Below are 21,532 nucleotides of genomic sequence, written 5' to 3' on the forward strand. Positions count from 1 at the left end.
TTCAGTCCAGCACGCATTGGGTTTCCGGCTGATCGACACCGAGCGTATCCAGTTCGGACACCTGGTGCAGAAAGCCCTCCTGCGGCGAGGTCGAGACGACCGAACGAGCATCGCCGAGGAAGATCGGCTGGCGAAGCTGCCCGTTCCACGGACGGAAGGTCAGCTTCTGGCCCTTGAATGCCGCGATCGCAAAGTCATCGCTCCGCAGGAAGTCGGCCGTCTTCCCGGGGTCGTCGGCCTGGATGCGCGTCACCGCCTCCCCGACAACCCGCACGGCCGTCCACGCGGCCATGTCCTTCCACAGCATCCGCCGGCCGGTGGCCTTCACGAAGCGGTTCTGGATTTGGGTACCGCCCCACTGCTCGCTTGCCGGGTGCCATGCCGACGGGATGAGGCCGGCCGTGCCGGCGACGGGACGAGGGGTCCAGGTCCGAAAGGGCACATAGGTGCCGAACACCTCGCTCTCATCGGCCACCAGAACGACGTCATGCTCGGGAAAATCCTGGGTGAAGACCGGCATCTGCCGCTGGATCTGGACTACGCCGGAATCCGTCCTGCGGGCCGTACCGGTGTCGGTAAACTCCTTCTCGAAGACGATCTCGCCGCCGAAGCGCGTTGCGGCGCGGCGAAGCGCCTCCGCGAAAAGCTTGTCCCTCTCGTGGGAACCGTGGACCAGCACCCAACGGGGCCATTGCTTCCAGATGAGATACTGGGCCAGCCCGTCGGCAAGCATGCTGCGCGTGGGTGCCGTGTGGAAGACGTTCGCACTGCAGGCTTCTTCCCGCAGCCGATCATCCGTCGCCCCGACATTGAAGAGCAGTACCCCCCGGTCGCGCGCGAGGTCGGTGATCGACAGAAGCTGCTCGGCAGAAAGGTCCGCGAGGATATGGTGCGCACCCTTCGAAATCAGCTCCTCCGTCGCCGCGACCACGTCGGCATCGAGAGGCACCTCCACCACGTCGAGCGTGTAGGTCTGGCCCAGGAAACTGCCGGTCGTGTTGTTGTCCGCAATCGCCACCTCGGCGCCGGCGACCCCTTCGTCACGCGGAGCGACATCCAGCACGGAGAGCGCAAGCTGAGGTTCGTACGACCTGAGGTAACCCAGCCTGACGTCCACCCTGGGCGGGCCCGCCTGCTGGGCCACGGCAGTCGATGCGGCGGAGAAGACCGTAAGAACGGCAAGAAATGCAAGCGGCAGGACAACTGGCACCGGATTCCTCCAGACAGGAAAACAGGTCCCGATTGTGGTCGGGACGACGGATTTTCGGTGCCAGTTTCAAAACTATCCGGTGATCGAAATTAATCAACCCCACTATAGGCAGGAAACACGCCCAAGATTTTGTGAGCCGGTCAGGGGCTTGGATGTTGAGATATTAGGCGTATGCTAACAACGGCTCCAGAATGGCGCCGCATGGAAGGAGGAAACAATGAAGAAGACATGGAAGAAGCCGGCAATGTGCACCGTTGCTGTCGGGATGGAGATGTCGCGTTACTTTCCTGCCCAACTCCCCGCCAAGAAGTAACTGATCCACCGTCTCATTCGCGAGACGCGGATGGGACGGTCCTCGCATGCTAGGACGGCCGGGCATTTCGCTGCGGTGGCGGAGAGGCATTTGATGTGGCTGACGATCCTGGGATCCGCCGCCGGTGGCGGCTTTCCCCAGTGGAACTGCAATTTCCGACTAAGCCGAGCGGCCCGGAAGGGCATGGAGGGCGTCAGGGAAAGAACGCAATCCAGTCTGGCCGCCTCCGCCAATGGCTCCGCCTGGGTCATCTTCAACGCGTCACCCGATATCCGCCAGCAGATCGCGGCGACGCCTGAACTGCAACCGGCCGTGGATGCGCCCCTCCGCTCGACACCGATTGCCGCGGTCGTCCTCACCAATGCCGACGTCGACCACATTGCGGGGCTTCTCAGTCTCCGCGAACGGCAGGCCTTCGTGATCTACGCCACCCGCCGGGTGCTGGACGTTCTCGCTCAGAACTCGATCTTCAACGTCCTCGACCCCGCGATCGTCAAGAGGCGCGAACTGGTCCTTGAGCATCCCACCCCCATCCTGGACCGGGAAAACCGGCCGACGGGCCTGACCGTGGAAGCCTTCCCGGTTCCGGGCAAGGTAGCCCTCTTCCTGGAGGACGAGACCATGGCCGAGGCAGGCTTCGGAACACAGCCGGGTGATACCGTTGGCGTCCGGATCTCATCGGATGCGGATGATGAAGCAGCCTTCTACGTTCCGGGATGCGCGGCGATCGACAGTGACCTCAAGGCGCGTCTTCACCGGGCACGATGTCTGCTCTTCGACGGCACGGTCTACACGGATGACGAGATGCTCGCCTCGGGCGTCGGCACGAAGACCGGGCAGCGCATGGGCCACCTGCATATCGCCGGTGCGTCCGGTTCGGTTGCGGGCCTTTCGGATACGGAGGTGGGACGCCGCATCTTCGTCCACATCAACAATACCAATCCCATCCTTGACGAGGGCTCCCCTGAAGCGGAGGCGGTGCGTCGCGCCGGCTGGGAGATCGCCTATGACGGGATGGAGGTGCGGCTGTGAACGAGTTTGCGCAAGCGGCACGGGGCGGGCTTTCGCCGCAAACGCTGGAGCAGGTCCTCCGCGAGGTCGGCGCCAGCCGCTACCACAACCGCCACCCGCTTCACCAACAGATGACCGCGGGCCTCCTGTCAAAGGTGCAATTGCAGGCATGGGCACTCAACCGCTATTGCTACCAGGCTGTCATCCCGCGCAAGGACGCAATGATCGTCGCCCGCGCCGGGGACCCCGCCTTTCGCGCCGAATGGCGAAAGCGGATCGAGGATCACGACGGCACCGACGGGTGGAACGGCGGGATCGCGCGATGGCTGAAGCTCGCGACGGGTCTCGGTCTCGACAGTGACCTGGTGAAGAGCCAGAGGGCTGCGCTACCGGCGACGCGCTTCGCGGTCGGAGCCTATCTTTCCTTCTGCAGCGACAGAAGCCTTCTGGAGGCCGTTGCCTCCTCGCTGACTGAACTCTTCTCCCCTGTCATCATCGCCGAACGTGTCCCCGCCATGCTCGCGAAATACGAGTACGTCACGGAAGACATCCTCGAATATTTCCGCCCCCGGCCGTCGCAGGCCTCGCGCGACTCCGATTTTGCCCTCGCCTATGTGCTCGCCCATGCCGACACGCCGGAGAAACAGCAGGCGGTGATCGACGCGCTCGTCTTCAAATGCGACGTGCTCTGGGCGATGCTCGATGCGCTGGAACAGGCTTACGGCGATCATGGCCACGTGCCGCCCGGCGCTTTCGATCCGGGGCGGTCACAATGATGCCGCGGCGGGAGCGCAGGGTCGTGACTGCGGGTTCCCTCCCGGCGCTGAAGCGCCACGTGCGCCTGCAATATGATCCGGTTCGACAGGCCTGGGCCCTCCTGTCTCCCGAAAAGGTCTTCTGGCCCGACGAGATCAGCCTCGACATTCTGAGGCTCTGCGACGGCAGACACTCGGTCACGCAGATCCTGGCGGACCTTGCCTCCGCCTACGACGCCCCTCCGGACGAAATCGCTGTGGACGTAGAGGGCTTTCTCCAGGAATGGTCGGACCGATCCTTGGTGACGCTATGACCCATGACCTCCTTCCCCCGATCGGAATGCTTGCCGAGCTGACGCATCGGTGCCCCCTCCAATGCGCCTACTGCTCCAATCCTGTGGAGCTTCTGAAGGCAAACCGGGAAATGCCGACCGAAGCCTGGCTCGCACTCTTCGACGAGGCGGCGGATCTCGGGGTGCTGCAGATCCATTTGTCGGGAGGCGAACCGACCCTGCGGCCGGATCTGGAGATCCTTGTGGAGCGCCTGGCCCGTCGCGGGATCTACACCAATCTCATCACCGCGGGGATCGGCATTCCCGAGGGACGCATGGAGGCCCTGGCCGGGGCAGGGCTGGACCACGTGCAGATCAGCTTCCAGGGCGCGGTCGCGCCGACGACGGAGAAGATCGGCAATCATCGCGGTGCCCACGAAAGGAAGATCGAGACGGCCATTCGCGTGCGGGCAGCCGGCCTGCCGCTGACGATCAACGCTCCCATCCACCGGCACAATATCCATGAAGTGCCCGAGTTCATCGACCTGGCGCTGGCTCTCGACGCCGAGCGCCTGGAGATCGCCAACGTGCAATATGCCGGCTGGGCCCTGCTCAACCGCAACGCCCTGATGCCGGATCGGGTCGCGGTCGAGCGTCAGGTCGAGATCGTGCGGAGGGCGCAGGAGGACCTGTTCGGCATCCTGACCGTCGACTTCGTCACGCCCGACTACTTCGCGATGTATCCGAAACCATGCATGGGCGGATGGGCGCGTGACGCCTTGATGGTGGCGCCGGATGGCAGGGTCCTTCCCTGCCACGCCGCCGGCACGATCCCCGGCCTCGTCTTCGATCGCTTCGGGGACAGGAGCCTCACCGATATCTGGCACCATTCGGCGGCGTTCAACGCCTTTCGTGGCACCGACTGGATGAGCGAGCCCTGCCGCAGTTGCGACAGGCAGGAGATCGACTGGGGCGGTTGCCGCTGCCAAGCGATGGCGATTGCCGGCAGCGCGGCGGAGACCGACCCGGCTTGCGTCAAGTCACCGCTGCATTCGCGAATGGCCATGCTCGTCGACGAGGCCATGTCGACCGATCGGGACGACTTCCGGTACCGGCGCATCGGCTTCGGCAATCCCGAACCCAACTCGCCCCAGTAGGCAGGATACAGCTGGAGAAAGCGTTCGGCCAAGGCGACCTTTCGCTGCCTCCCGGGTCTCACACGGTAAGATGCCGCCGCGCTTCGGGAGTGTCGAGCGTCTCCGCCGCTCCCTCGTGCACGATCTCGCCGCGATCCATGATGTAGACATGATCGGCGAGTTCGCGGCAGAAATCGAGATATTGCTCGACCAGCAGGATGGCCATGCCGCTCGTGTCCCTCAGGTAGCGGATCGCCCTGCCGATATCCTTGATGATCGACGGCTGGATGCCTTCCGTCGGCTCGTCCAGCACCAGGATTTTCGGCCGCATCACCATAGCACGGCCGATCGCCAGCTGTTGTTGCTGTCCGCCGGAAAGGTCGCCGCCGCGTCGCGACAGCATCGTGCCGAGCACCGGAAACAGGCTGAAGATGTCGTCGGGGATACGGCGGTCCTTTCGATCGAGCGGCGCGTAGCCGGTCTCCAGGTTCTCCTCCACGGTCAGCAGCGGAAATATCTCCCTGCCCTGCGGCACGTAGCCGACGCCCCTCCTGGCTCGCGCGTAGGGCGCCAGTCCGTTCAGCGGCGCGTCGTTGAACCGGATCGTGCCGGCGCTGACCGGATGCAGGCCAGTGACTGCACGCAGGAGCGAACTCTTGCCGACGCCGTTGCGACCGAGCACGCAGGTGATCTCGCCCATCTCGGCGGTCAGCGAGACGCCTCGCAGGGCCTGGGCCGCACCATAGTGGAGGTTGATGTTTTCGACTGCAAGCATGGACGCTCTTTCCCTTTCGGCTGCGCCTCAGCGCCCGAGATAGTTCTCGATGACCTTCGGGTCGCTCGAGACGAAATCGATCGACCCTTCGGCCAGCACCGAGCCTTCGGCCAGGCAGGTCACCTTCACGCCGAGGTCGCGGATGAAGCCCATGTCGTGCTCGACCACAACGACGGAGCGCGTCCTGGCGATCTCCCGGAGCAGGATGGCGGTCTCGGCCGTCTCGGCGTCGGTCATGCCCGCGACCGGTTCGTCGACGAGCAGGAGCTTCGGCTCCTGTGCGAGCAGCATGCCTATCTCCAGCCACTGCTTCTGCCCGTGAGACAGGTTGGCTGCGAACTCGTCCTTGCGGTGGGCAAGCCGAATGGTGGAGAGGATTTCCGATATCCGCTCCCGATCCTCCGGCGTCAGCCGGTAGAACAGGGTGGCGAAGACGCCGCGGGAACGATTGAGCGCAAGCTCCAGGTTGTCCCACACGGTGTGGCTTTCGAAGACCGTCGGCTTCTGGAACTTCCGGCCGATGCCGAGCTGGGCGATATCCGCCTCGTCCTGCTTGGTCAGGTCGATCGTATCCTCGAAAAGCACGGTGCCCGTATCGGGCCGGGTCTTGCCGGTGATGATGTCCATCATCGTCGTCTTGCCTGCGCCGTTCGGGCCGATGATGGCCCTGAGCTCTCCCGGCTCCACCACGAAGGAAAGGGCATTCAGCGCCTTGAAGCCGTCGAACGAGACGGAGACATTGTCGAGATAGAGAAGGCTTTTCGCGCGGGTTTCGGAAACGATGGTCATCGGGTCACTCCGCTGCCTGCGGCAGGATGTCGGCATCCCTGCCCTTTTCTGCATCCGCCGCCGCCTTCATGGCCCTGCGCCCGTTCCACCCGTGCTGGATCGTCCCGACGATCCCCTTGGGCAGGAAGAGCGTGACCGCGATGAACAGCCCGCCCAGCGCATAAAGCCAGAACTCGGGGAATGCGCCGGTGAAGAAGCTCTTCCCGGCATTGACGAGGACTGCACCGATGATCGGACCGATCAGCGTGCCGCGACCGCCCACCGCCGTCCAGACCACCACCTCGATGGAGTTCGCTGGCGCGAACTCGCCCGGGTTGATGATGCCGACCTGCGGAACGAACAGCGCACCGGCAATCCCCGCCATCATCGCCGAGACGACGAAGGTGAAGAGCTTGATGTTTTCAACCCGGAAGCCGAGGAACCGCACCCGGCTTTCCGCATCGCGCACGCCGACCAGCACCTTGCCGAATTTCGACCGCACGATCCCCGAGGCGATCAGCAGGCAGAGCGCCAGCATGATCGCCGACATCGCGAAGAGAACGTTTCGCGTCCCGGCCGACTGGACGGAGAAGCCGAGGATATCCTTGTAGTCGGTCAGCCCGTTATTGCCGCCGAAACCCATGTCGTTGCGGAAGAAGGCGAGCATAAGCGCATAGGTCATCGCCTGGGTGATGATCGACAGGTAGACGCCGTTGACGCGGGAACGGAAGGCAAACCAGCCGAACACGAAGGCGAGCAGGCCCGGCACGAAGAGCACCATCAGCATGGCGAAGGGGAAGATGTCGAAGCCGTACCAGAACCAGGGAAGCTCCTGCCAGTTGAGGAACACCATGAAGTCCGGCAGCTCCGGATTGCCGTAGACGCCGCGGCTGCCGATCTGCCGCATCAGGTACATGCCCATGGCATAGCCGCCGAGCGCGAAGAATGCGCCATGGCCGAGCGAGAGGATGCCGCAATAGCCCCAGACGAGATCAAGCGCGAGCGCCAGCAGCGCGTAGCAGAGGTATTTCCCGAACAGCGAGACCGCATAGGTCGGGACGTGGAAGGCGCTTTCCGGCGGCACCAGCAGGTTCAGCGCCGGCACGAGCGCCGCAATGGCAAGCAGTATTCCGATCGCCACGATGAGCTTGCCGTCGAGGGCGCGAAGAATGAAGCCGGTGATCATGCTTCCACCGCCCTTCCCTTGAGCGCGAAGAGGCCGCGCGGTCGTTTCTGGATGAAGAGGATGATCAGCACGAGGACGAGGATCTTGCCGAGGACAGCGCCCGCCCAGGGCTCGAGGAACTTGTTGAGGACGCCGAGCGACAGCGCGCCGACAAGGGTGCCCCAGAGATTGCCCACCCCGCCGAACACGACCACCATGAAGCTGTCGATGATGTAGCTCTGGCCGAGGTTGGGCGAAACGTTGTCGATCTGTGAAAGCGCCACGCCGGCGATCCCCGCGATCCCCGACCCGAGCGCGAAGGTGAAGGCATCGACCCAGGGCGTACGTATGCCCATGGACGAAGCCATCCGCCGGTTCTGTGTCACGGCCCGCATCTGGAGCCCGAAGGACGACTTCTTCATCAGCACGAGAAGCGCGAAGAATATCGACAGCGAGAAGACGATGATCCACATGCGGTTCCAGGTGACCGTCATGCCGCCGAGCGCGAACGAACCGGACATCCAGGAAGGATTGCCCACTTCCTGGTTTGTGGGCCCGAAGATCGAGCGGATTGCCTGCTGCAGGATGAGCGATATGCCCCACGTGGCGAGCAGCGTTTCGAGCGGCCGGCCGTAGAGAAACCGGATCACGCCGCGCTCGATCAGGAGACCGACCGCTGCCGTTACCAGGAATGCGACCGGCAGGGCGATGGCCAGCGACCAGTCGAAGAGCTGCGGCGCGTTCGAGCGGATGATGTCCTGGACGACGAAGGTGGAATAGGCGCCGAGCATCACCATCTCGCCGTGGGCCATGTTGATGATGCCCATGACGCCGAAGGTGATGGCAAGCCCGATCGCGGCAAGCAGCAGCACCGAGCCGAGCGACAGGCCGTACCAGACGTTTTGCGCGAGGTCCCACAGCGCCAGTTCGCTTTCGATCGATGCGACAGCGGCGTCGATATCCGGCTGGAGGGCGGGGTCTGCCGCGCCGTAGACGCTGCGAAGGATGCCGATCGCACCACGCCCACCATAAACTTTGATGGCCTCGACGGCCTGCCGCTTCTCCTCGACGGACCGATCGGACGAGAGCACGGAGACGGCGCGCGCCTCTTCCATGCGTGCCCTCACCTCGGGATCGGTTTCCTTGGCGAGTGCCGCTTCGACGAGTTCCAGGCTTTCGGCGCTTGGCGACTGGAGCACCGCCTGCGCCGCGCTGAGCCGCGCATTGCGGTCCGGGCTCATCAGCGTCAGGCCGCCGAGTGCGGCGCGTATGGCGCGGCGGAGGTTGTTGTTGACCTTGACCTTGGCGACGGCGGATTTCGAGACTTCGCCCGCGCTCTCGCCGGTCAGCGGGTCGAGGAGCTCCAGCTTCGAGCCGGCAGCCTTGGTGGTGAAAACGGCGCCATCCGACTTCCGAACGTAGAGATTGCCCTCGGCGTAAGCGTCCAGCGCCGGGACGACGCGGGGATCACCGCTCGCGGCAATCCGCCCGATGAGGTCTTCGGCCTCCTTGAAGTTCGCCTTCCCGAGTTGGTCGAGCAACGGTTTCGGGTCGCTCTCCTGCGCGATGGCGGAGCCGGCAAAGGAGAGGATCAGGAAGATCAGACTGAGATAACGGATAAGCATGCTTCGTCCCCGGGAATGGCGGGCGAACGGGGCGGCGGCCCTCGTTCGCCTGCCGGCACCTCCTCCCCGGTCGCGGGGAGAAGGATGATCTCGCACGGGCCGGCCACGCGCAGGGCGCGGCGAGGCACGGGCGCCTTCCCCCTGTCCGGGAGAAGGAGTTCGGACGGCGATTAGCTACCCTTGCCGCCGCACTTGCCGGTGGCGACGTTGAAGTTGCCGCACTCCATCGGCTTGCGCCAATCGGCGATCAGGTCCTTGGAGTCCGGCAGATAGTCGGACCACTCGTCGCCGACCACGGCCGGCGTTTCCTGAACCACTTCGAACTGGCCGTCCGCCTGGATTTCGCCGATCAGGACAGGCTTGGTGATGTGGTGGTTCGGCATGACGGTGGCGTAGCCGCCGGACAGGTTCGGCACGGTGACGCCGATGATCGTGTCGAGCACCGCATCGGTTTCGGTGGTCCCCGCCGCCTCGACGGCCTTTACCCAGGCGTTGAATCCGATATAGGCCGCTTCCATCGGGTCGTTGGTGACGCGCTTGTCGTTCTTGGTGAAGGCATGCCACTGCTCGATGAACTCGGCATTGGCATCGCTCTCGACCGACTGGAAGTAGTTCCAGGCCGCAAGGTGGCCGACCAGCGGCGCCGTATCGAGACCGGCAAGCTCTTCCTCGCCGACGGAGAAGGCGACGACCGGGATATCTTCAGCCTTGACGCCCTGGTTGGCGAGTTCCTTGTAGAACGGCACGTTGGCATCGCCGTTGATGGTCGAGACGACGGCCGTCTTCTTGCCGGCCGAGCCGAAGTTCTTGATGTCGGTCACGATCGTCTGCCAGTCGGAATGCCCGAACGGCGTGTAGTTGATCATGATGTCTTCCTCGGCCACGCCCTTCGACATGAGATAGGCCTTGAGGATCTTGTTGGTGGTCTGCGGATAGACGTAGTCCGTCCCGGCGAGCACCCAGCGCTCTACGCCTTCCGTTTCGGCGAGATAGTCGACGGCCGGAATGGCCTGCTGGTTTGGTGCAGCGCCCGTGTAGAAGATGTTGCGGGAGGATTCCTCACCCTCGTACTGCACGGGATAGAACAGGATCGAGTTCAGTTCCTCGAACACCGGCAGAACGGACTTGCGCGAAGACGAGGTCCAGCAGCCGAATACCGCCGCAACCTTGTCCTGCGAGACCAACTGGCGGGCCTTTTCGGCAAACAGCGGCCAGTCGGAGGCCGGATCGACGACAACAGCTTCGAGCTTCTTGCCCAGCACGCCGCCCTTCTTGTTCTGCTCCTCGACGAGCATCAGCATGGCGTCCTTGAGCGTCGTCTCCGAAATCGCCATCGTGCCCGACAGGGAATGCAGCACACCGATCTTGATCGTGTCTTCCTGTGCCAGCGCGCCGTGGAAGGCTGTGCTGGAGAGTGCTGCGGCAAGCAGTGCGCCGCCAAGCCTTGCGGAAATCTTCATCGTCGAACCCCTCTTCTTGTTCGTTGCAACCGGAAGCGGGACGCTTTCGCCGGTGCTGTGGAGGACTATCCGACGCTGCAGCGCAAACCTGTATACGTAGAATGACGTACCGCAGGGGGAGAATGGTCGTCGCCCCAAGACCGAGGCGACGCCGGTCCCGCCGGCGCCGCGGTCGCGTTAGACGAGGGAAGGGCTTGCCAAACCTGCGGACGCAAACGAGAGTGCCTATTCAATAGCCACCCCTCCAGAGGCGCCAGATAATAGGCATGGCCGCACGCCAACGCATCATCCCGGTCAGGCGGGAGTATAATCGCTGGGTCGCGGACCAGACGCTCGAGGATTATGCGCTTCGCTTTACCGCCAAGAGCGCTCGCCGCTTCTCGTCGAGCCGCATCTCGCACACCGCGATCGGCGCTATTTCCTTCCTGGCGCTCGAGGCGATCGGTGGTGCCATCACCCTCTCCTACGGCACGACGAACGCGTTTTTCGCCATTCTCGTCGCCGCGATCGCGATGTTGCTGGTCGGGCTTCCGATCAGCCGCTACGCCATCCGGCATGGCGTCGACATCGACCTTCTGACCCGGGGCGCGAGCTTCGGCTATATCGGCTCGACGATCACGTCGCTGATCTATGCGACCTTCACCTTCATGCTGTTTGCGATCGAGGCTTCGATCATGACCGGCGCGCTCGAGCTCGCCTTCGGCATCCCGCCCTGGATCGGCTACATCATCAGTGCCGTCGTGGTCATCCCCCTGGTGATCTACGGCGTGCGGCTGATCTCGCGCTTCCAGCTGATAACCCAGCCCTTCTGGATCGTCCTCAACATCCTTCCATTCCTGTTCATCGCCTTCCTCGACTGGGAGAAGTTCGATCTCTGGCGCGCCTTTGCCGGCATCGGCCATTCCAATGGAGAAGTGGGCGGGACGGCCCCCTTCGACCTTCTGGAATTCGGCGCCGCCTCGGCCGTGATCCTGGCGCTGATGCCGCAGATCGGCGAGCAGGTGGACTTCCTCCGCTTCCTTCCCGCGGAAGGGCAGCGTAAGTGGCGCCATCGGCTGGCGGTGTTCCTCGCCGGACCGGGCTGGGTCGTGGTTGGCGTCCCGAAGCTTCTGGCAGGCTCGTTTCTCGCGGTTCTGACCCTCTCTACCGGTGTCCCGGTCGGTGACGCGGCCGATCCGGCGCACATGTATTTCGTCGCTTTCGGCTACATGATCCCGCACCAGACGGCGGCCCTCCTGCTGATGGCAGCCTTCGTGGTCGTGTCGCAGCTGAAGATCAACGTGATGAATGCCTACGCCGGCTCGCTGGCCTGGTCGAACTTCTTTTCCCGGCTGACCCACAGCCATCCCGGGCGGGTCGTATGGCTGATCTTCAACGTCGCGATCGCGCTTCTGCTGATGGAGCTCGGCATCTACCGGCTGCTGGAAGCGACCCTTGGCATCTTCTCGATCATTGCCATGTCGTGGCTCTGCACAATTTCTGCGGACCTCTTCATCAACAAGCCGCTCGGCCTCTCGCCGCCCGGTATCGAGTTCAAGCGCGCCCACCTGTACGACATCAATCCGGTCGGCCTTGGGGCAATGGCCGGATCGGCGGGCATCGCTCTCGCCGCCCATTTCGGCCTGCTCGGGCCGGTGATGGCCTCGCTCTCCACCTACCTGACGCTCGTGGCCTTTCTTCTTTCGCCGGCAATCGCGTTCGCCACCGGCGGACGCTTCTATCTTGCCCGCAAGCCCCGCCGCAGCTGGAAAGCCGCCGGCTCCATCACCTGCTCCATCTGCGAGCATCCTTTCGAGCCCGAGGACATGGCCTGGTGTCCCGCCTATGCCGCGCCGATCTGCTCGCTCTGCTGTTCGCTCGACAGCCGCTGCCACGACATGTGCAAGCCGAACGCCCGCCTCAACGCGCAGGTGGGCGCCGTCGCCAGGAAGGTGCTGCCGCAGGCGGTGGTCGCCCGGCTTGGGACGCGCCTCGGCCGGTACGGCGTTGCGGCCGCGATCTCGATTTCCCTGATCGGCGTCATCCTCGGCATGATTGCCTACCAGGCGGGTCTTGCGGCACCCGCCAATGCCGAGGTGATCTACAGCACGATCCTCATCGTCTTCTTCGTCTTCGCCATCATCGCCGGCGTGGTCTCGTGGTTCTACGTGCTCGCCCATGACAGCCGGGTCGTGGCCGAGGAGGAATCCTCGCGCCAGAACACGCTCCTTCTGCGCGAGATCTCCGCGCACAAGAAGACCGATGCGGCACTTCAGAAGGCGAAGGAAACCGCCGAGGCCGCCAATCGCGCCAAGAGCCGCTACGTCGTCGGCCTCTCCCACGAGCTGCGTACCCCGCTGAACGCCGTTCTCGGCTATGCCCAGATCCTCGAGCGGGATGAGACCATACCCCCACCAAGACAGTCGGCGATCAAGGTCATCAGGCGATCCGCCGACCACCTCTCGGGACTGATCGACGGGCTCCTCGACATCTCCAAGATCGAAGCGGGCCGGCTGCAGGTCTATTCGAACGAGATCAATATCCAGGATTTCCTCGACCAGATCGTCGAGATGTTTTCGCTCCAGGCCCAGGCAAAGGGGCTGAGCTTCGAGCACGAGCGCGCCCGCAGCCTGCCGCTCTATGTCCGCACCGACGAGAAGCGTCTCCGCCAGATCCTCGTCAACCTGCTCTCGAACGCCATCAAGTTCACCGACGAGGGCTGCGTCCGCTTCGATATCTCCTACCGGAGCCAGGTCGCGACCTTCAAGGTCAGCGATACCGGCCGCGGCATTCCTGAAAAGGATCTGGCTCGGATCTACGAACCCTTCCAGCGCGGCGAGGCCGATACGGTGAAGCCGATGCCGGGCCTCGGTCTCGGCCTGACGATAACCCGTCTTCTGACCAACACCCTGGGCGGCGAGATTTCGGTCGCGAGCACACCGGACCAGGGCTCGACGTTCACGGTTCGGCTGATGCTCGCCGCCGTCGACCGCCCGAGCACCGCGCCCGCCCCCGAACGCCGGATCGTCTCCTACAGCGGCCCGCGGCGAACCATCGTCGTCGTCGACGACAACGAGGATCATCGCGACCTGATGCGCGAACTGCTCGTGCCGATGGATTTCGTCGTCCTGACGGCGGCAAGCGGACCGGACTGCCTGACGCTGATCGAGGGCGTCAGGCCCGACCTATTCCTCATCGACATTTCCATGCCCGGCATGAGCGGCTGGGACCTCGTGACGAAACTGCGCGACGGCGGACAGACCGGACCGATCGTCATGCTCTCCGCCAATATCGGCGACGGCTCGGCCGCGACTGCGGAAGGGCACAACGACGCCATCGGCAAGCCGGTCGACATGCGCCAGCTGAGCGACCGCCTTGCCGCCCATTTGGGCCTCACCTGGATCTACGAGGGCGATCGAACGGAGGCCGCGACCGTCTCCTCGCCGGCGAAGCTCGTCAGTCCCGGCGAAAATCATCTCCATGACCTGTTGCGGCTCGGCGAGATCGGCTACGTGCGGGGCATAGAGACCAAGCTCGCCGACCTGGCGCAGGCGGAAGAATACCGGCCCTTCGCGGCCGAACTCGGCGCCTATGTCCAGGCCTTCGATTTCGACGGCTACATGACCTTCCTCAACCGCTTCACCGGAGACCGTGCCGCCAATGGCTGACGCCGCAAATCCCCGCGACATCGTGCTGCTGGTGGACGACAGCCCGGACGCCCTGGCCTTCCTGACCGAAGCGCTGGAACAGTCCGGCTTTTCCGTGCTGATCGCCACGTCGGGACAGGCGGCGCTCAACATCGTCGATCGCATAACGCCGGATCTCATCCTTCTCGACGCCGTGATGCCGGCGCTGGACGGCTTTGCAACCTGCCGGCGGCTTAAGGCCAACCCTTCCATCTCTCAGGTGCCGGTGATCTTCATGACCGGGCTCACCGAGACGGAGCACGTGGTCCATGCGCTCGATTCCGGCGGCGTCGACTATCTGACCAAGCCGATCGACATCGACGAGTTGCGGGCACGCATACGTGTGCATCTCGCTAACGCCCGTTCGGCGCAAAGCGCCCGCGTCGCGCTCGATGCGGCCGGCCGCCATCTCCTCGCGGTTCGCAACGATGGCAGCATCCACTGGTCGACGCCACAGGCGATGCGGCTCTTCGATGCGGCCATGGGGAGCGAGACTGGCCTGAACGGGTTGGCCGCGCGCCTTGCCGAATGGCTAGCCGGACGGGCGCAGGAAGGTGCATCGCGCGACACTTCCTTCGCGCTTGCCCAGGATGGCGATAGCAGTCTGGATTTCACATTTCTCGGAGCAATCGGCCCGGACGAGTTCCTCTTCCGGCTGAGCGGCTCCGGGCCCCGCTCGGGCTCGGCCATGCTGCGCCAGCATTTCAGCCTCACGGCGCGTGAATCGGAAGTGCTCGAATGGATCGCCAAGGGCAAGTCGAACCGCGACATCGGCGACATTCTCGGCCTCTCCTCCCGTACGGTGAACAAGCACCTGGAGCAGATCTACGTGAAGCTCGGCGTCGAAAACCGTGCCTCGGCCGCGGTGAAGGCCGCGCAGGTTCTCTATTCGATGTAGATCGGAACCTTGATCAGGGACCCTTCGGCGGAACGTCCTTCGTCTCGTCGTCGAGTCTTGCCTTGGCGGGCACATCGGGATTGTTCTCGAACCGGTCGCGGTGAAGCGCGGCCCTTGCCAGAAGCATGAAGGTTACCGGCGTCGTTATGGTGATGAACAGCCCGATGAGTATCTCATGGGCGACGATGCGGCCTCCCGCCAGGCTGAAGAACAGGATCGACGCCGTCATGATGCCGCCCGTACCCCAGCTGGTCGAAAGTGTCGGCGGGTGGAGGCGCTCGTAGAAGTTGGGAAGGCGCAGGAAACCAATTGCGCCGACGAGTGCAAGCCCCGCGCCAACCAGAAGGAAGAAGGCGACGAGCAGTGCTCCCCAGAGCGGGATGTCGGCAGCCGAATAGATCATTCGATGACCTCCCCGCGCATCAGGAATTTCGCCAGCGCCACCGTCGCCACGAAGCCGAGCAGGCCGATCACGAGCGAGGCCTCGAAATAGACGGTCCTTCCGGTCCCGATGCCGAATGTCGCGAGAAGCAGCATCGCGTTCACGTAGAGCGCATCGAGGCCGATGATCCGGTCCTGCGCCCGCGGGCCGTAGAACATCCGGACCGAGGCGACGGCCATCCCGATCATCAGCATGATCTGCGCAAGGCTGACGGCGGTGAAGATGATGATTGCGCTCATGCGAATATCTCCATCAACAGCTTCTCGTAGCGGTTCTTGATGAGGTCTCGCCATTCCGCTTCGTCCGCCAGGTCGAAGACATGGATCAGCACCGAGCGTTCCCGCGAGTCGTACTCCAGCCATGCGGATCCCGGGGTACTGGTCAGGATGACGGCAAGAACGGCGAGCGCCGTCGGGTCATCGATGTCGAGCGGCAGGTTGATGAAAGAGGAGTGCCGGCCGGGCGGGCGGCCTCGCAGGATGATCCAGCAGACCGCCAGGTTTGAACGAACGACGTCGATCATCACGATCGCGAACAGCTTTGGTATCAGGTACCATTTGCGCAGCCGGGGCTTGCTCGGTTTGAGCGCCGCCATGGTCCACGAGGCGAAGACGGCGACCGTACCGCCGAGGATGACATTGCCGATGCTGAAGCTGGTCAGAAGCAGCCACATCAGGAGAAGCGCGACGGTGAGGAGCGGATAGGGAAACATCGGTCAGTCCCCTTCCGCTTGCGGCTGGAGGTCCCGCCACGATGGCAGCGGCTTCGTTCCCATGACCTCGTCCAGATAGGTTCCGGGCTTGGACGCCGAGCGCACGGCCGCCTCCATGTAGGCGAGCGCGGGTCCGGCATATACCGTCAGCGTCGCCAGAAGCCCGAGAAGCGCCAGAACCGGGACGACCTCGACCACGAGAACGCGCGGCACGGTGATCTCGATCGAGCTCCAGAAGGTGCGGATGCCCGCGCGAGTCAGGGCGATCAGCGTGGAGAGCCCGGCAAGCACGACGAGCGCTGCGACCGCCAGGGCCGGACCCGAAGGAGGCACGCCGATCGATCCCGTCCCGATGATGGCAGACAGGATGCCGAGCTTGGCGACGAAACCGGAAAGCGGCGGCAGGCCCGCAAGCAGGATCGTGCAGGCGGCGAAGCAGACGCCCAGCATCGCCAGCGTCCCCGGCATGGTCACGCCGTCCAGTTCCTCGGGAATGTCCTCGTCCGCATCGCCATAGGCTTCCATGGTGACGGCAAGCACCGAGGCGCCCGCGCCCTGGCATCGCTCGACCAGCTCGACCAGCAGGAAGAATGCACCCAGCGTCAGTGTGGAACTGAGCAGGTAGAGAAGCGCGCCGGAGGTTGCCGCCGCGTCGTTGAGGCCGATTACCGCAAGAAGTGTACCGGAGGAGACGAGCACCGAATAGGCGCCGATCCGGGCCAGTGCCTGTGAGGCGAGGACGCCGATGATGCCGAAGGCAAGCGTCACCATTCCGCCATAGAGAAGGATGCTCGATCCGAAACCGGAGGACGGCCCGTCGGAGAAGAGGAGCATGACCAGGCGCAGGATGATGTAGATGCCCACCTTGCTCATCAGCGAGAAGATCGCCGCCACCGGGGCGGCGGCCACGCTGTAGGCGCTCGGTAGCCAGAAGCAGAGGGGCCACATCCCCGCCTTGACCAGGAAGGCGACCCCGAGAACCGCTGCTCCGGCTTCCATCAGCATCCGGCGATCAGGCTCGATGTTGGGAATGCGGGCCGCGAGATCGGCCATGTTGAGCGTGCCGGCCGTCCCGTAGATCAGGCTGACGCCGATCAGGAACAGGAGCGCCGCGGCCAGGTTCACGGCGATGTAGTGGAGGCCGGCCTTGACGCGCAGCGGGCCCGAGCCATGCAGCAGAAGACCGTAGGAGGCCGCGAGCATCACCTCGAAGAAGACGAAGAGGTTGAACAGGTCGCCGGTCAGGAAGGCGCCGTTCAGTCCCATCAGCAGAAACTGGTAGAGGCTGTGGAAGTGCGCCCCTGCCGAGTGCCACCGGGAGAGGGAGAAGATCAGCACCGGCACCGACAGCACCGCCGCAAGCGCCACCATGAGGGCGGAGAGGCGATCCAGCACCAGGACGATACCGAAGGGAGAGGCCCAGTTTCCGACCAGGTAGACCCCGTCGAAACTGCCGTCTGTGCCCACCACGCCGACGAGCAGAAGCGAAATCGCTGCCAGCGTGACGCAACTCGCAAGCGACACCATTGATTTCAGGACGCGCTGCCGTTCGGCGATGAACAGGAGGGCGGCGCCCGAGATGAGCGGCAGGAGGATCGGCAGGATGATGAGATGTTGGGACCAGTGCATCATCGTAGGTCGTTCCTGCCGTCGACATGGTCGCTTCCCGTCAGCCCGCGGGAGGCGAGGAGGACCACGAGGAACAACGCCGTCGTCGCAAAGCCGATCACGATTGCGGTGAGCACCAGCGCCTGTGGAACGGGGTCGCTGATCGCCGCGGTCGAAACGCCGTCCATCAGCAGCGGCGGCTCGTCCGACTTCACGCCTCCGACGCCGAAGATGAAAAGGTTGACGGCGTAGGAAAGGAGCGAGAGGCCGACGATCACCTGGTAAGTGCGTGGACGCAGGAGCAGCCAGACGCCGCAGCCGGTCATGATGCCGATCGCAATGGAGAGGACGAATTCCATCAGCCGGCATCCTCCGCTTTCTTCTCGAGTGCGTTCAGGCGGTTGATGCGGATCGACTGGTGGGCCAGCGCGACGAGGATGAGGACCGTCGATCCGACGACCAGCATGAAGACGCCGAGGTCGAACAGCATTGCCGTCGCCGCGGGCACCTTGCCGATGAGCGGAAGCTCGAGATAACGCGAATGGGACGTCAGGAACGGATACTCGAGCAGCCATGCCCCCATTCCCGTCGCGGTGGCCACGAGCAGGCCGGACCCCATCCACCTGAGCGGCAGGATGCGGATGCGCTCCTCGGCCCATCGCGTACCGCCGGCGAGATACTGGAGGAGGAAGGCGATCGACATGGCGAGCCCCGCGGAGAAGCCGCCGCCCGGCAAGTCATGCCCACGCATGAAGATGTAGATCGCGAAGGTGATGATGACCGGGAACAGCCATTGCATGATGACGGAGGGCACGAGCAGGTAGTCGCGTGCCGTGTCTCCTTCTGTCCGCTCGGGCTGCTGCTGGTCGAAGGCGGTCTGCACCCTCTGCTGCTCCGGAGGCTCGATACTGTCCGGGGCGGGACGGAAACGTCGCAGCAGCGCGTAGACGGTCAGCGCGACGATGCCGAGCACGGTGATTTCACCCAGCGTGTCGAAGCCGCGGAAATCGACGAGGATCACGTTGACGATGTTCCGACCGCCGCCCTGGCTGTAGGCATTCTCGATGAAGAAGTTCGCGATCGCATCCGGAACGCTCATCGTCATAACCGCATAGGCCACGAAGGCCATCCCGACGCCGCAGACCACCGCCAGCGCGAAGTCGCGGAAGCGTCTGAACCGTGCCCGATAGGTCAGTTCATCCTTCAATTCTTCCGTGCGCTTGGGCAGCCAGCGCAGGCCGAGCAGGATGAGGACCGTGGTGACGATTTCGACGAGAAGCTGCGTGATGGCAAGATCGGGGGCCGAAAGCCACACAAAGGTCATGCAGACGATGAGGCCGACGCCGCCGAGCATGACCAGCGACGCCAGTCGGTGATACTTGGCCAGATACGCCGTGCCGACGGCAAGGCAGGAGCCGATGATCCAGAGGCCGGAGAACGGCAGGTCGATGCGGGATGGCTCGATCATCCGCGACTGGAAGCCGGAGAGATAGAGCGGCAAGAGCGCGGCAAGGAAACCGATGAATGTGACCCAGCGCAGCTGCGGCTGAAGCGATCGCGTGCCGAGACGCGCTTCCAGCCCTCTTGCCCAGCGCCATGAGACGGTCACCAGGATGCGCTCGAAGATGCGGTGACCCCGGAGATGGCGGAAGAGCGGCGGACCGTCCTCGCATTTCGCTAGGTACCCCCGGAAGAGGAGGTAGATCGCAACGCCGGCCGCAAGCGCAAGCCCGCTCATCAGCAGCGGCGTGTTGAAGCCATGCCAGACGGAGAGGCTGTAGTGCGGCATTGTCTGGCCAAGCACGCTCGCCGCCGCCACGTGGAGAAACGGTCCGATGGTGATGTTGGGTATGATGCCGACGACGAGACACGCCACCACGAGGAATTCGATCGGGAAGCGCATCCAGTGCGGCGGCTCGTGGGGTATCCCCTTCGGCAGATCCGCGCGGAACGGCCCAAAGAAGACCGCATGGATGAAGCGCAGGGAGTATGCGACGCTGAATGCACTGGCAACGACCGCGAAATAGGGAAGCGCCGCATCCATCATCGAATCGGCGTGCGTCTCCACCGATTCCGCGAAGAACATTTCCTTGGAGAGGAAGCCGTTCAGGAGCGGCACGCCAGCCATGGCCGCACTGGCGATCATCGCGAGCCGGCCGGTTATGGGCAGGTATTTCAGGAGCCCGCCGAGCTTGCGGATGTCGCGCGTGCCCGTCTCATGGTCGATGATCCCCGCGGCCATGAACAGAGACGCCTTGAATGTCGCATGGTTGACCATGTGGAAGATCGCGGCGACCGTTGCCAGCGGACTATCCAGGCTGATCAGGGTGGTGATCAGCCCGAGGTGACTGATGGTCGAGTAGGCGAGCAGTCCCTTCAGGTCCTGCTGGAACATCGCGAAATAGGCGCCGAGCACGAGGGTGGTGACGCCGGCGACGCCGACCAGAAGATACCACTCATAGGTCCCCGACAACGCCGGCGACATTCGGACGAGCAGGAACACGCCCGCTTTCACCATCGTCGCCGAATGGAGGTAGGCGGATACGGGCGTCGGGGCAGCCATCGCCGAAGGCAGCCAGAAGTGGAACGGAAACTGCGCGCTCTTGGTAAAGGCGCCCACCAGGACGAGCACCAAGGCCGTCAGGTAGAGGGGATGGGCGCGGATCTGGTCGCCGGCGGCAAGGATGGCGTCGAGCTCGTAGCTGCCAACGATCGAGCCTAGGATCAACAGGCCGACAAGCAGGCAGAAGCCGCCCGTTGCCGTGATCGTCAGCGCCATGCGCGCACCATCCCTGGCTGCGGGGTTGTGGTGCCAGTAGCTGATCAGCATGAACGACGAGAGGCTCGTCAGTTCCCAGAAGATGGACAGCAGGATGACGTTGCCGGAGATCAGGATCCCCAGCATCGAGCCCATGAACGCGAGAAAGAAGGAAAAGAAACGCGGAACCGGATCCTGGTCCGACATGTAGTAGCGGGCGTAAAGCACCACCAGCAGACCGATGATCGCAACCAGCATGGAAAACAGCCAGGCGAGGCCATCCATCCGCAGGGTGAAGTTTATCCCCAGCTGCGGCAGCCACGGGATTTCCAGGCGCACCACCTCCCCTGCCGCTATGGCGGGATAAAGGGCAGCGGTTGCAATGATGACGCAAGCGCAGACTGCCCCGGCTATGGAGGCAGGCAACAGCTTCGAATCCGTCCGCAATGCGAGTGCGACGACCACGCTGCCGACGAAGGGCAGCGCGACGGCAAGAAGGAGAAGTGCGGCTTCGGTGGTTATCCCAATACCTTGTTTCCCGTCATGGCTTCGCAAATCGCCCCAAATGGGCTATATGCTTCAATATGGTAGGAGATTTGTGATGGGTCAAGCCACCAAAGACACCGTAATCACACCAGCCTTGTGTCGGGCTGCACGGGGCCTGCTGGACTGGACGCAACAGCAACTCTCCGAGCGATCCAGCGTCTCCCGGAGCACGATCCGGGACTTCGAGGGCGGCCGCCACGGATTACACCAGTCTACCGCGATTCAGCTACGACGGACCTTCGAGGAGAACGGCGTTGTCTTCGCGCCCATAGCCGGTCACGGGACCGGCCTTTGCTGTGTGGGAACGACATTTCCGAAAAAAGGCGGCGAGATCGAATGACGATCGGGGCAAGGCGCGCTGATCTGCCGCACTGCCGCGCCGCGTGAGACGGAACCTGTGCACGCCGAATTTG

Annotated in this window: 19 protein-coding genes; 7 read left to right on the forward strand and 12 right to left on the reverse strand. The window is 63.9% G+C overall.

Features of this window, described 5'->3' with window-relative positions; translation table 11 throughout:
* Window position 1: 1 nt before the first annotated feature.
* Entirely contained in the window at window positions 2-1,210 is a 1,209-nt protein-coding gene (locus tag ACWGPT_RS13425) for an ABC transporter substrate-binding protein (protein WP_452606109.1), read from the reverse strand.
* Window positions 1,211-1,616: 406 nt separating this feature from the next.
* On the opposite strand from ACWGPT_RS13425, the gene pqqB reads away from it, so the two are divergent.
* Genes pqqB through pqqE form a run of 4 tightly spaced genes read left to right on the forward strand, consistent with a single transcriptional unit; the run spans window position 1,617 to window position 4,718 of the window.
* On the forward strand, window positions 1,617-2,555 hold the full coding sequence (pqqB, locus tag ACWGPT_RS13430) for a pyrroloquinoline quinone biosynthesis protein PqqB (protein ID WP_452606110.1): 939 nt from the start codon (window positions 1,617-1,619) through the stop codon (window positions 2,553-2,555).
* Window positions 2,552-3,310: a pyrroloquinoline-quinone synthase PqqC gene (gene pqqC / locus ACWGPT_RS13435; protein WP_452606111.1), complete on the forward strand. Its 759-nt coding sequence runs from the start codon at window positions 2,552-2,554 to the stop codon at window positions 3,308-3,310. Before pqqB ends, pqqC begins: the two co-directional genes overlap by 4 nt.
* 23 nt (window positions 3,311-3,333) lie before the next feature.
* A complete protein-coding gene (gene pqqD / locus ACWGPT_RS13440) occupies window positions 3,334-3,603 on the forward strand; it encodes a pyrroloquinoline quinone biosynthesis peptide chaperone PqqD (protein WP_452606112.1) in 270 nt (89 codons plus the stop codon).
* Window positions 3,600-4,718, forward strand: coding sequence for a pyrroloquinoline quinone biosynthesis protein PqqE (pqqE, locus tag ACWGPT_RS13445; RefSeq protein ID WP_452606113.1), 1,119 nt, complete (start codon window positions 3,600-3,602; stop codon window positions 4,716-4,718). Before pqqD ends, pqqE begins: the two co-directional genes overlap by 4 nt.
* A gap of 58 nt (window positions 4,719-4,776) precedes the next feature.
* Here pqqE and urtE read toward each other — a convergent pair whose 3' ends face one another.
* The 5 genes from urtE to urtA form a co-directional block, all read right to left on the reverse strand.
* Entirely contained in the window at window positions 4,777-5,472 is a 696-nt protein-coding gene (gene urtE, locus ACWGPT_RS13450; RefSeq protein ID WP_452606114.1) for an urea ABC transporter ATP-binding subunit UrtE, read from the reverse strand.
* A 27-nt stretch (window positions 5,473-5,499) separates the two neighbouring features.
* Window positions 5,500-6,261 carry an urea ABC transporter ATP-binding protein UrtD gene (gene urtD / locus ACWGPT_RS13455; RefSeq protein WP_452606115.1) on the reverse strand — a complete coding sequence of 254 codons (762 nt, stop codon included), beginning with the start codon at window positions 6,259-6,261 and terminating at the stop codon, window positions 5,500-5,502.
* Window positions 6,262-6,265: 4 nt separating this feature from the next.
* Window positions 6,266-7,426 (reverse strand): urea ABC transporter permease subunit UrtC, encoded by a 1,161-nt coding sequence (gene urtC, locus ACWGPT_RS13460; protein WP_452606116.1) that lies wholly within the window; start codon window positions 7,424-7,426, stop codon window positions 6,266-6,268.
* On the reverse strand, window positions 7,423-9,030 hold the full coding sequence (gene urtB / locus ACWGPT_RS13465) for an urea ABC transporter permease subunit UrtB (RefSeq protein WP_452606117.1): 1,608 nt from the start codon (window positions 9,028-9,030) through the stop codon (window positions 7,423-7,425). The genes urtC and urtB overlap by 4 nt, the downstream gene beginning before the upstream one ends.
* A gap of 170 nt (window positions 9,031-9,200) precedes the next feature.
* Window positions 9,201-10,490, reverse strand: a complete 1,290-nt coding sequence (gene urtA / locus ACWGPT_RS13470) for an urea ABC transporter substrate-binding protein (protein WP_452606118.1) — start codon at window positions 10,488-10,490, stop codon at window positions 9,201-9,203.
* Between the two features lie 266 nt (window positions 10,491-10,756).
* On the opposite strand from urtA, the gene ACWGPT_RS13475 reads away from it, so the two are divergent.
* Both ACWGPT_RS13475 and ACWGPT_RS13480 read left to right on the forward strand, forming a co-directional pair.
* The gene (locus ACWGPT_RS13475) at window positions 10,757-14,137 is read left to right on the forward strand and encodes a hybrid sensor histidine kinase/response regulator (protein ID WP_452606119.1); all 3,381 of its coding nucleotides are present in this window, start codon (window positions 10,757-10,759) and stop codon (window positions 14,135-14,137) included.
* A complete protein-coding gene (locus ACWGPT_RS13480) occupies window positions 14,130-15,053 on the forward strand; it encodes a response regulator (RefSeq protein ID WP_452606120.1) in 924 nt (307 codons plus the stop codon). Before ACWGPT_RS13475 ends, ACWGPT_RS13480 begins: the two co-directional genes overlap by 8 nt.
* A 13-nt stretch (window positions 15,054-15,066) precedes the next feature.
* On the opposite strand, the gene mnhG is transcribed toward ACWGPT_RS13480, so the two are convergent.
* From mnhG to ACWGPT_RS13510, 6 genes are read right to left on the reverse strand one after another with little or no spacing between them, the layout of a single operon-like run.
* Window positions 15,067-15,456, reverse strand: coding sequence for a monovalent cation/H(+) antiporter subunit G (gene mnhG / locus ACWGPT_RS13485; RefSeq protein ID WP_452606121.1), 390 nt, complete (start codon window positions 15,454-15,456; stop codon window positions 15,067-15,069).
* Entirely contained in the window at window positions 15,453-15,734 is a 282-nt protein-coding gene (locus tag ACWGPT_RS13490; RefSeq protein WP_452606122.1) for a K+/H+ antiporter subunit F, read from the reverse strand. Before ACWGPT_RS13490 ends, mnhG begins: the two co-directional genes overlap by 4 nt.
* Window positions 15,731-16,207, reverse strand: a complete 477-nt coding sequence (locus tag ACWGPT_RS13495) for a Na+/H+ antiporter subunit E (protein WP_452606123.1) — start codon at window positions 16,205-16,207, stop codon at window positions 15,731-15,733. The genes ACWGPT_RS13490 and ACWGPT_RS13495 overlap by 4 nt, the downstream gene beginning before the upstream one ends.
* 3 nt (window positions 16,208-16,210) lie before the next feature.
* Window positions 16,211-17,839, reverse strand: a complete 1,629-nt coding sequence (locus ACWGPT_RS13500; RefSeq protein WP_452606124.1) for a monovalent cation/H+ antiporter subunit D — start codon at window positions 17,837-17,839, stop codon at window positions 16,211-16,213.
* Entirely contained in the window at window positions 17,836-18,174 is a 339-nt protein-coding gene (locus tag ACWGPT_RS13505; RefSeq protein WP_452606125.1) for a Na+/H+ antiporter subunit C, read from the reverse strand. The genes ACWGPT_RS13500 and ACWGPT_RS13505 overlap by 4 nt, the downstream gene beginning before the upstream one ends.
* A complete protein-coding gene (locus ACWGPT_RS13510) occupies window positions 18,174-21,095 on the reverse strand; it encodes a monovalent cation/H+ antiporter subunit A (RefSeq protein ID WP_452606224.1) in 2,922 nt (973 codons plus the stop codon). Before ACWGPT_RS13510 ends, ACWGPT_RS13505 begins: the two co-directional genes overlap by 1 nt.
* A 79-nt stretch (window positions 21,096-21,174) precedes the next feature.
* On the opposite strand from ACWGPT_RS13510, the gene ACWGPT_RS13515 reads away from it, so the two are divergent.
* Window positions 21,175-21,459 (forward strand): helix-turn-helix transcriptional regulator, encoded by a 285-nt coding sequence (locus ACWGPT_RS13515; RefSeq protein ID WP_452606126.1) that lies wholly within the window; start codon window positions 21,175-21,177, stop codon window positions 21,457-21,459.
* The last annotated feature ends 73 nt before the right edge of the window (window positions 21,460-21,532 follow it).

The sequence above is a fragment of the Pseudorhizobium sp. NPDC055634 genome (assembly GCF_053618655.1).

Coding starts and splice junctions, on each gene's coding strand:
- pqqB (WP_452606110.1), top strand. CDS start 1,617: ATGTGGCTGACGATCCTGGGATCCGCCGCCGGTGGCGGCTTTCCCCAG.
- pqqE (WP_452606113.1), top strand. CDS start 3,600: ATGACCCATGACCTCCTTCCCCCGATCGGAATGCTTGCCGAGCTGACG.
- urtE (WP_452606114.1), bottom strand. CDS start 5,472: ATGCTTGCAGTCGAAAACATCAACCTCCACTATGGTGCGGCCCAGGCC.
- urtD (WP_452606115.1), bottom strand. CDS start 6,261: ATGACCATCGTTTCCGAAACCCGCGCGAAAAGCCTTCTCTATCTCGAC.
- urtC (WP_452606116.1), bottom strand. CDS start 7,426: ATGATCACCGGCTTCATTCTTCGCGCCCTCGACGGCAAGCTCATCGTG.
- urtB (WP_452606117.1), bottom strand. CDS start 9,030: ATGCTTATCCGTTATCTCAGTCTGATCTTCCTGATCCTCTCCTTTGCC.
- urtA (WP_452606118.1), bottom strand. CDS start 10,490: ATGAAGATTTCCGCAAGGCTTGGCGGCGCACTGCTTGCCGCAGCACTC.
- ACWGPT_RS13475 (WP_452606119.1), top strand. CDS start 10,757: ATGGCCGCACGCCAACGCATCATCCCGGTCAGGCGGGAGTATAATCGC.
- ACWGPT_RS13480 (WP_452606120.1), top strand. CDS start 14,130: ATGGCTGACGCCGCAAATCCCCGCGACATCGTGCTGCTGGTGGACGAC.
- mnhG (WP_452606121.1), bottom strand. CDS start 15,456: ATGATCTATTCGGCTGCCGACATCCCGCTCTGGGGAGCACTGCTCGTC.
- ACWGPT_RS13490 (WP_452606122.1), bottom strand. CDS start 15,734: ATGAGCGCAATCATCATCTTCACCGCCGTCAGCCTTGCGCAGATCATG.
- ACWGPT_RS13495 (WP_452606123.1), bottom strand. CDS start 16,207: ATGTTTCCCTATCCGCTCCTCACCGTCGCGCTTCTCCTGATGTGGCTG.
- ACWGPT_RS13500 (WP_452606124.1), bottom strand. CDS start 17,839: ATGATGCACTGGTCCCAACATCTCATCATCCTGCCGATCCTCCTGCCG.
- ACWGPT_RS13505 (WP_452606125.1), bottom strand. CDS start 18,174: ATGGAATTCGTCCTCTCCATTGCGATCGGCATCATGACCGGCTGCGGC.
- ACWGPT_RS13515 (WP_452606126.1), top strand. CDS start 21,175: ATGGGTCAAGCCACCAAAGACACCGTAATCACACCAGCCTTGTGTCGG.